Raw genomic sequence first — 8921 nt, 5'->3', positions numbered from 1 at the left:
CGATCAAATCACGGTGCACCTGGACGCCGGCTACGACAGCGCCAAGACCCGCGACCTGCTCACCGAACTGGGCTGCGACGCGGTGATCAGCGCCAAGGGGTTCCCGCTACAAGCCGGCCGCCGCTGGCCGGTCGAGCGGACCAACTCCTGGCACAACCGCGGCTTCGGCAAGCTCCTGGTCTGCACCGAGAAGCGCCGACGAGTGATCGAAGCGTTCATCGCCCTCGCCAACGCCGTGATCATCATCCGGCGACTCGTTCGCATCGCCTGGACGACTCACCGCTGGGACACCAGGCCCCAACGTCGGCCATGACCTATCGGCGGAACCTCTTAGTAGTCGTAGCGCACGATCGCGCGCCGCAGCGACGGCACGTGCGCGACCCGGTACCCGGCAGCGAGGAACGCGCTGAGCGCCCCGACGTGCATCTCACCCCAGGTGACATCCTTGCCCGGGGCTGGCTTCATCGGATAGGCCTCGACGGCCCGGGCGGCGTGGTCGCGGCCAAAGTCGATCGTACCGCCGACCAGGGTGCGGCTCACGCCCTGGTGGCGAAAGCCGGCTCGGGTCACGAAGCAGGTGACCGCCCAGATGCTCGCATCGTCCTTGTTCTCGTCGCGGCCCTTCCACGTCGTCTGGCGCAGGTAGGGGTAATCGCTGCGCGGCGCGAGCGAGCACCAGCCCACCGGCTCACCGTCGAGGTGGGCCACGAGTCCGTGTCCCTCGATGACCTGGTCGCGGAGCAGCTCGCGGCGACCCTGGACATCGTCGGAGTGCTGCGCATACCAGCCCATCCGATAGCCCTGGCACTGGCAGCGAGCGGCCTGGCCCCTGGGTCCGAAGATCGTCTGGACGTCGTCGAAGAGCGACTCGTTCACCGGTTGGACGACGATTGCCACGGGCGCAGAGTCGCAGATCTGCGAGGTCCGCGCGATGGTGCTGCCCGTCGGCCCGGGGATGCGGCCCCCACAAACCCCAATGCCCCTGGACACCAAGGCGTGGTCGAGGCACAGCACCAGCCAACCGTCGATCCGAGCAGGCTGGGCAAACCTGATGTAACCCACTCATCCGCAAGGGGGACGCCGGTGACGAGCGCTCACCAAGTCGGCGGCGTAGGGCCCGCTCGCCGTCCGACCCAGCGGGGCCGCGCTACAGCGCCAGCCGGACCACCGGCCGGGCCGGACTGGCGCGGACGCCCACCTCCCGGAAGCCGGCCCGGAGGAACACCGACAGTGGGCCGTGGAACAACTCCGCGGACGACGCCGCCCGGACCGTCGTGTCGAGCGGATAGGCCTCGACGGTGCGGGCACCGTGCCGGCGCGCGAGATCGACCGCGCCATCCAGGAGGTCCTCGGCGGAGCCCTGCCGCCGGGCGCCGACCCGCACCACGAAGCAGGTGACCGCCCACACCCCGTCCTCGTCGGCAGAGGCAGCGGCCACCGGGTACGACGTCAAGCGCGGGTACTCCGCACGCGGCGCCACGGCACACCACCCCGACGGCACGCCCGCGTCGTCGTAGAGCAACACCCCCGGCGGCACGGGCGCGCCGACCTGCTCCTGCAGCGCAGCGCGCCGCTGGTCGGCCGAGGTGGCGTAGAAGCCGGGACGTTGGTGCCGGAACCACTGGCACCAGCAGCGCGGCGGATCGCCGCGGGTGCCCATCACCGCGACGAGGTCGTCCCAGCGCTGCGAGGTCGCGTCGGCGAGGGTCCCCATCGGCTGATGTTCGGTTGCTCCGACCCCACAGGTCTCCTCGGCGATCACCGGTACACGAGCGTTCCGTCGTCCAGGCCCGCCGCCGGGAGCAGGTCCCGCTCCTCGTAGTACTCATGCAGGTGGGTCCACGGCTCGCGGTCGCCCTGCTTCGGCATGAGGTGCACCGACCGCGTCAGGTAGCCCGGATTGAAGTTCTCCGGGTCCACCCACGGACCGAGTTGCATGCCGGCGTCCGAGTCCCGCAGGGTCGGAACGACCATGGTCGCCTCCTTCTCCTCCATGTGGCGCAGCAGGCGGCAGACGAAGTCGCTGATCAGGTCGGCGCGCAGCGTCCAGCTGTACCGGAAGTAGCCGAACACGTAGGCCAGGTTCGGCAGCCCGGTGAACATCAGGCCGCGGTAGGTGACGGTGTCGGCGAAGTCGACGGGCCGCTCGTCGACGGTGAAGGCGATGTCGCCGAAGACGCTCAGGTCGAAGCCGGTGGCCGTGACCACGACGTCGGCCTCCATAACCTCCCCGGAGGTGAGCCGGATGCCCGTTCCGGTGAACTCCGCGATGGTGTCGGTGGCCACCGATGCCTTCCCCTCCCGGATCGCGGCGAACATGTCACCGTCGGGCAGCATGGCGATCCGCTGCTGCCAGGGCCGGTACCGCGGGTTGAAGTGCCGGTCGACGTCGAAGCCCTCGGGCAGTTCGGCGCGCATCCCCTCGATGAGCAGCGCGCGCAGCTCCTCGGGGGTCTCGAAGGACATGCGGGTGAGCGCGTCCAGCTCGGCGATGTGGGCCCGGCGGAGGATCTCGTGGGTCCACTCCGCCGGGATGTCCAGCGCCCGCAGCGTGGTCGCCAGCTCGTGGGTCCTCGGGCGGGCGAGGAAGAAGGTGGGCGACCGCTGCAGCATCGTCACGTGTGCCGCGTCGGCCGCGATCGCCGGGATGAGCGTCGCGGCCGTCGCGCCGGAGCCGATGACCACGACCTGCTTGCCGGTGAGGTCGAGGTCCGCCGGCCACGTCTGCGGGTGCACGACCTGCCCCTGGAAACTGTCGAGGCCGGGCCACTCGGGGGTGTAGCCCTCGGCGTGGCGGTAGTAGCCCTGGCACATCCACAGGAAGCCGGTGGTGAAGCGCAGCTGCTCGCCGGTGTCGCCGCGGGTGACGTCGACCGTCCAGCGACGGTCGTCGGTCGACCAGCTCGCGGCGGTGACGCGGTGCTGGTGGCGGATGTGGGCGTCCAGGCCGTTCTCGTCGACGACCTCGTCGAGGTAGCGGAGGATCTCCTCCGATGAGGCGATCGAGTCGCCACGCCACGGCTTGAACCGGTAGCCGAAGGTGAACAGGTCGCTGTCGGAGCGGACGCCGGGGTACCGGTGGGTCCACCAGGTGCCGCCGTGCCCCCCCAGGGCGTCGAAGACGACGAAGCTCTTCCCCGGGAACTGCTCCCGGAGGTGGTAGGCGGCACCGATCCCGGAGATCCCCGCCCCCACGATCAGCACGTCGACGTGCTCGACGCGCTCGTCCACCGCCGCCCGCGATTTCTCGGTCATGGTCATCGCCACTCCCCCCGTCGTCGGTCCCGGGACGTGCGGCTGGTCGTGCGCGATCCGGTGCCGCCGTTGTATCACTCCCGGACGACGGTCTGTGACGCGCGCCATAGAGCACGGTGTGGTCTGCTGCGGGTCCGTCATCCACCCCTCCGGACGAACCCATGGAGTTCCGTTGAGTGCACCGACCATCCACGCGCCGCGCACGGTCCAGGTCGGCGGCGCCGCGGTCGCCATCCAGGAATACGGCGGGGGCGAGCCGCTCCTGATCATCAACGGGACCAGCCAGTCGCTGGGCTTCTGGGGCGAGACCGCGGCGGTCCTGGCGGCTTCCTACCGCGTGCTCACCTACGACCTGCGGGGCATGGGCGGCTCCGAGCGCGGCACGGGCGCGATGAGCGTGGCGTCGCTGGCCGCGGACGCGCGAGGGCTGATGGAGGCGCTGGAGATCGACCGGGCGCACGTGCTCGGCTACTCGCTGGGCAGCGCCGTCGCCCAGGAACTGGCCCTCGCCGCACCTGACCGGGTCGCCTCGTTGATCCTCAACTGCACGTGGGCACGGACCGACGGCTTCCAGCGCGCGATGCTGACCGGGCTCGCCCATCCGTGGAAGACCGGTGACCTGGAGGCGGCGCTGGGCGCCCTGGGGGTCGCGTTCTCCCCGCAGCTGCTGGACAGCCCCGAGTTCGGCGGGCTGATCGAGCAGCTGCTGCCGCTCTTCCCCTCCACCCCGGAGCAGATCGCGGCCTGCGCCGAGCAGTGGGACGCCGACCTGGCCCACGACACCCTCGACCGGCTCGGCGGGATCACCACTCCGACGCTGGTCATCGCCGGCGAGCAGGACCTGCTGACTCCGCCGTGGCACGGCAGGCAGGTCGCCGACACCATCCCCGGGGCGCGTCACGAGCTGTTCACCGGGCCGGGCTCCAGTCACGCGCTCAACGTCGAGCGGGGCGAGGAGTGGGTGCCGATGGTGCTGGGCTTCCTCGGCGAGCACGCGCTGACGTGATCTCCGCCCGGCGGCGGGTCCCGTCGTCCTACAACCAGCTGACCGTGACCGCCTGGCCGGGCGCCGGCCCGCGTGCTCGGCCAAATCCAGGCCGGCGTAGTCGACGACGTTCTCGGTGACGACGACCCGTCCTGCGGCGCGCGCCCAGCGCGTCACCTCCGCGTCCGGCTGACCGAGGACTTCCGGCAGCTCGACCACGGCAACGACGTCATGGCCACCGTCCCGCAACAGTTCGGCGAGCCGCCGTGGATACATCTCGTCCAGCAGCAGTCTCACCCGAGCGGACCGGCCAGGATCTCCTGCTGGCGCTGCCAGGCCGCCTCCAGCTCGTCCGCGGCTTCCTGGTTCGCGGCGATGCGCGCGTCGATCTCCTCCGGGTGATCGGCGTAGTACGCGACGGCGGCCCGCACCTGCGCCGAGGACAACGAACTCCCGCCGGCAACCAGCTCCACCAGGTCGGCGGGGGCTGCCCCCTCCTGTTGGGCCGCACGGAGGGTCCGGATCACCTCGTCGACGTCCGGCCCGCCGATCAGCCCGGCCCGCCGTCCGCTCGGGCCGTCGCGGAAGGTGATCGCCGGGTGCGCCTCCCTGCGCAACGACTCGTCCAGCAGGCGCTCCATCACCGATGCGACCGACGCACCCCGCCGAGCAGCGAGCTGGGTCAGCCGGCGGAGCACATCGTCGGACAGCCGCACGGAGCGCGGGCTACTCATGACTACATCGTAGCCGCGTCGGTGAACTCGTCGCGGGCCGAAGGGTGCCGAGCGCGAGCGGGCACGAGGGGAGCACTGCCGCCTGAGGACGTCGTCCTGCCCTCGTGCCGTCACGCCCAGCGCGGATCCGGTGGCAGCCGGGGGTTGAGCAGATGCGCCACCAGCGCCGTCCAGCCGGTCTGATGCGAAGCGCCCAGGCCCTCGCCGGTGTCGCCGTCGAAGAACTCGTTGAACGTCGGGTGGTCGCGCCACAGGGGTGAGTCGCTGGACTCGATCCGGTCGCCGTCCGCCGGCCGTTTGCCGTCGACCGGCCGGAACAGCCGGGTGAGACTGTTGTCGATCAGGTCGGCGGCATCGATCAGCGTGCACCTGTTGCCCGAGCCGGTGGGCAGCTCGATGGTGAAAGAGTCGCCGTAGTGCCGGCCCAGGGTGCGCAGCTTGTCGGCGAGCAGCACGTTGACCGGGAACCAGACCGGTCCGCGCCAGTTGGAGTTGCCGCCGAAGAGCCCGGTGCGCGATTCCCCCGGCTCGTACTCGATGGAGGCGTCCCGCCCGCCGACGTTGGCGAACACCTGCCCGGTCGACTTCGACAGCGACCGGATGCCGAAGGGCGAGAGGAACTCCCCGGTGTCGAACATCCGGGTGAGGATCGGCTCCAGCCGCTCGCGGTCGACCAGGGAGAGCAGGATCTTGCGGCCCTCCGGCGTCGACCGGCTGCGCAGCGGCCCCATCAGCTCCGGGCGCCGCTTCTGCAGCCAGCGCACCCGCTCGGCGACGTCCGGGACCTCCGCGATGACCCAGGCCGGGATCTCGGTGGCGCCCAGGATCGGCAGCAACCCGACCATCGAGCGCACCCGCAGCGGCTCGGGTGCACCGTCCGGAGCGACGAGGACGTCGTAGAAGAAGCCGTCGTCCTCGTCCCACAGCGAGACCCCGTGCGACCCGAAGGCGTTCATCGCCTCGGCGATGGCGAGGAAGTGCTCGAAGAACTTGGTCGCGGTGCCGTCCCAGGCCTGGTCGAACCGGGACAACTCGAGGGCGATCTTGAGCATCTGCTGGCAGTAGAACGCCATCCAGCTGGTCGCGTCGGACTGCTCGAGGCGGAATCCCGGCGGCAGCGGCGCGGAGCGGTCGAACAGGGCGATGTTGTCCATCCCGAGGAAGCCGCCCTCGAAGACGTTGGACCCGTCGGCGTCCTTGCGGTTGACCCACCAGGAGAAGTTCATCAGCAGCTTGGTGAAGACGCGGATGAGGAACTGCCGGTCGCGGTAGCCGTCGATCCGGTAGACGTGCCAGGCGGCCCAGGCGTGCACCGGCGGGTTCACGTCGCCGAACGCCCACTCATGGGCCGGCAGCTGGCCGTTGGAATGCATCGCCCACTCCCGGCACATCAGGAGCAGCTGCTCCTTGGCGAAGTCCGGGTCGACGTGCGCGAGCGGGATGGTGTGGAAGGCGGTGTCCCACGCGGCGAACCACGGGTACTCCCACTCGTCGGGCATGGAGATGACGTCGGCGAGCGCGACGTGACGCCAGCTGGTGTTGCGGTGCCCTTCGACCGAGCGGGTGGTCGCCGCGGAGTCGACCGGGTCGTCGCCGTCGAGCCACTGGGCGACGTCGAAGCGGTACAGCTGCTTGGTCCACAGCAGGCCGGCGTAGGCACGCCGGGCGACGTGCCGGTCGGCGGTGGACAGGCCGGCGTGGATGACGCTCGCGTAGAAGTCGTCGGCCTCGCTCTTGCGGGCGGCCAGGACGGCGTCGAACTGCGCGCCGAACATGTCCTCGTCTGGGGCGTCCTGGCGCAGGCGCAACTTGACGCTGACGGTCTCACCGGGGCCGACGGCGTCCCAGGAGTACCAGAAGGCCGCCTTGGTGCCGGAGTCGGCGGGGTTGATGGCGGACGTGTCGCCGTGTACGACGCGACGGTTGACGCCGTCCTTGGGGTACCTGCTGGTGTTGCGGTCGGCGCCGAACAGGCCGACGGCGTTGGTCTCGTTGTCGCAGCAGAGGATCGTGGGCGCACCCTCGGCGGCGAGGACGTAGCGGCCGAGGTAGCCGTGCTCGGCCTCCACCGCCTCGAGGCCACTCGCCGTAAGGGTCGGGGCGAGCAGCTGGGTCAGCCGGCCCTGACGCTTGTCGCCGCCCCAGGCCCAGGTGTTGCGGAACCAGACCTGCGGCAGCAGGTGCAGCGGCGCCGGGTCGGGGCCGTGGTTGGTCGCGGTGACGACGATGCAGACGTCGTCCGGGGCGTTCTTGGCGTAGGTGACCTGGACGTCGAAGAAGCGGTCGTCGTCGAGGACGCCGGTGTCGGCGAGCTCGTACTCGCGCTCGTGCCGGCTGCGCTTGGCGTTCTGTTCCCTCAGCTCGGCGTAGGGGTACTCGGCCTGCGGATAGCGGTAGAGCCACTGCATCCAGGAGTGCGTGGGGGTGCCGTCGACGGCCCACCAGTGCTCCTTGGCGTCCTCGCCGTGGTTGCCCTCGTCGTTGGTGAGGCCGAACAGCCGCTCCTTGAGGACCGGGTCCTGGCCGTTCCACATGGCGACGGAGAAGTTGAGGAAGCCGTAGCGGTCGCAGAGGCCGCCGAGCCCGTCCTCGCCCCAGCGGTAGGCGCGGGCGTGCGCGTGGTCGAACGGGAAGGACGCCCAGGCGTCGCCGTCGTTGGAGTAGTCCTCGCGGACGGTCCCCCACTGCCGGCCGGCGAGGTAGGGGCCCCACAGCCGCCAGGGCGCGGACATGTCGGCCGACTCGGCGAGGCGGGCGTGCTCGGCGCTGCGGGGCTTCTCCGCGTCCTGCGGACCGGGCGGGGCGGTGGCGTCCGGGTCTGGGACGCCGGGGACTGCGGAAGACACGGCGACCACAGTCCCACGCCTGCGTTGCGCGACCGTGTCACGCGCGGCCTTCCGAGACGAGTGTCATCGCCACACGAGTCGCACAGACATCGGGACGAACGCCACCACTCCGAACACCTCCCACCCCGTGGGACGACGATGCCCCGCTCTCACCGGAGAGCGGGGCATCGCGAGGCGAGCGTCGCCGGTTCAGCGGGCGCCGACGCTCCGCCAGTAGGCGTTCAGCGCACCGTTGGTCTTGATGAGCCAGACGAGCGGGCCGACGAGGATCATCCAGCCGAGCAGCACCCACAGCCCCGTCGTGGCGCTCACCGGACGCGGCCGGCCCTGTCGGGCGTAGAGGTTGCCGATCTCGTTGGGCAAGAGGAAGGGCGTGACGAGGCCGAAGGTGAAGAGCGAGATGATCAGGCCGAGTGCGCCGCCGACGCCTTCGCCGGAGTGCTGCTTCATCTCCTCGTGCGTGGCGAAGTAGTAGTACAGCGAGTAGATCCCGAAGGTGATGATGCTGAGGCCGATCACCGCCCACGTGCTGCGGACCTTCCCAATCGGTCCCATCGGCCGCCCGTACTGCGCCGGGGCGTGCGGCATCGGCTGCATCGCCGCGCCGGCCGTTTGCTGCATACCGTAGCCATTCGACCCGTATTGCGGCTGCGCGTACTGCGGCTGGCCGTACTGCGGTTGGCCGTACTGCGGCTGCGCGGACTGGCCGTACTGGGTCGGTGCATTCCCTGCGGGCAGCCGCGGCTGGGCCTTGCCCCCTGATCGTGGACACGCGATGTGTGCCTACGCGGCGAGCTGCAGCGTAGTCGGGCTGTAGCTCGTCTCGTAGGTGATGGGGCTGGTCTGGCCGCAGGTGGAGTGCCGGCGGCGGGTGTTGTAGCGGGTGATCCAGGCGAACACCGCGCGGCGGGCCGCGGCGGGGGTGTCCCAGCCGGCCACGCCGGCGAGGGTCTCCCGCTTGAGGGTGGCGTTGAACGACTCGGCCAGAGCGTTGTCGGCGCTGGACCCGACCGCGCCCATCGAGCGGGTCACCCCGAGGTGGGCGCACAGGTCGGCGAACGCCCGTGACGTGTATTGCGCGCCGTGGTCGCTGTGAAAGAT

General features: G+C 70.6%; 8 protein-coding genes and 2 pseudogenes. 2 read left to right on the top strand and 8 right to left on the bottom strand.

Annotated features, from left to right (window positions below; genetic code table 11):
* Positions 1 to 313: pseudogene (locus tag BLW04_RS23735) on the top strand (IS5/IS1182 family transposase); the annotation flags it as partial.
* A gap of 17 nt (positions 314 to 330) precedes the next feature.
* Here the strand turns inward: BLW04_RS23735 and BLW04_RS23730 are convergent.
* The 3 genes from BLW04_RS23730 to BLW04_RS23720 form a co-directional block, all read right to left on the bottom strand.
* Positions 331 to 1014, bottom strand: coding sequence for a GNAT family N-acetyltransferase (locus tag BLW04_RS23730; RefSeq protein WP_139307006.1), 684 nt, complete (start codon positions 1012 to 1014; stop codon positions 331 to 333).
* Positions 1015 to 1147: 133 nt separating this feature from the next.
* Positions 1148 to 1714, bottom strand: a complete 567-nt coding sequence (locus tag BLW04_RS23725; protein ID WP_091547920.1) for a GNAT family N-acetyltransferase — start codon at positions 1712 to 1714, stop codon at positions 1148 to 1150.
* A 44-nt stretch (positions 1715 to 1758) separates the two neighbouring features.
* Positions 1759 to 3255: a flavin-containing monooxygenase gene (locus tag BLW04_RS23720; protein ID WP_254781931.1), complete on the bottom strand. Its 1497-nt coding sequence runs from the start codon at positions 3253 to 3255 to the stop codon at positions 1759 to 1761.
* Positions 3256 to 3427: 172 nt separating this feature from the next.
* On the opposite strand from BLW04_RS23720, the gene BLW04_RS23715 reads away from it, so the two are divergent.
* A complete protein-coding gene (locus BLW04_RS23715; RefSeq protein ID WP_254781929.1) occupies positions 3428 to 4261 on the top strand; it encodes an alpha/beta fold hydrolase in 834 nt (277 codons plus the stop codon).
* An 87-nt stretch (positions 4262 to 4348) separates the two neighbouring features.
* On the opposite strand, the pseudogene BLW04_RS29270 reads toward BLW04_RS23715, so the two are convergent.
* From BLW04_RS29270 to BLW04_RS23690, 5 genes and pseudogenes are all read right to left on the bottom strand, one after another.
* Positions 4349 to 4537 (bottom strand): annotated as a pseudogene (locus BLW04_RS29270) (DUF5615 family PIN-like protein); the annotation flags it as partial.
* Complete coding sequence (locus tag BLW04_RS23705) at positions 4534 to 4974, bottom strand: ribbon-helix-helix protein, CopG family (RefSeq protein WP_091547918.1); 441 nt, start codon at positions 4972 to 4974, stop codon at positions 4534 to 4536. The pseudogene BLW04_RS29270 and the gene BLW04_RS23705, both read right to left, overlap by 4 nt.
* 110 nt (positions 4975 to 5084) lie before the next feature.
* On the bottom strand, positions 5085 to 7820 hold the full coding sequence (locus tag BLW04_RS23700; RefSeq protein WP_091547926.1) for an MGH1-like glycoside hydrolase domain-containing protein: 2736 nt from the start codon (positions 7818 to 7820) through the stop codon (positions 5085 to 5087).
* Positions 7821 to 8009: 189 nt separating this feature from the next.
* Positions 8010 to 8375 (bottom strand): DUF4234 domain-containing protein, encoded by a 366-nt coding sequence (locus BLW04_RS23695; RefSeq protein ID WP_256375511.1) that lies wholly within the window; start codon positions 8373 to 8375, stop codon positions 8010 to 8012.
* Between the two features lie 228 nt (positions 8376 to 8603).
* A partial coding sequence (locus BLW04_RS23690; protein ID WP_139307005.1) for an integrase core domain-containing protein occupies positions 8604 to 8921 on the bottom strand: 318 nt, incomplete at its 5' end.

The organism is Modestobacter sp. DSM 44400, assembly GCF_900107175.1.
Lineage (GTDB): Bacteria > Actinomycetota > Actinomycetes > Mycobacteriales > Geodermatophilaceae > Modestobacter.
This window is presented reverse-complemented; position numbering and strand designations above follow the sequence as displayed.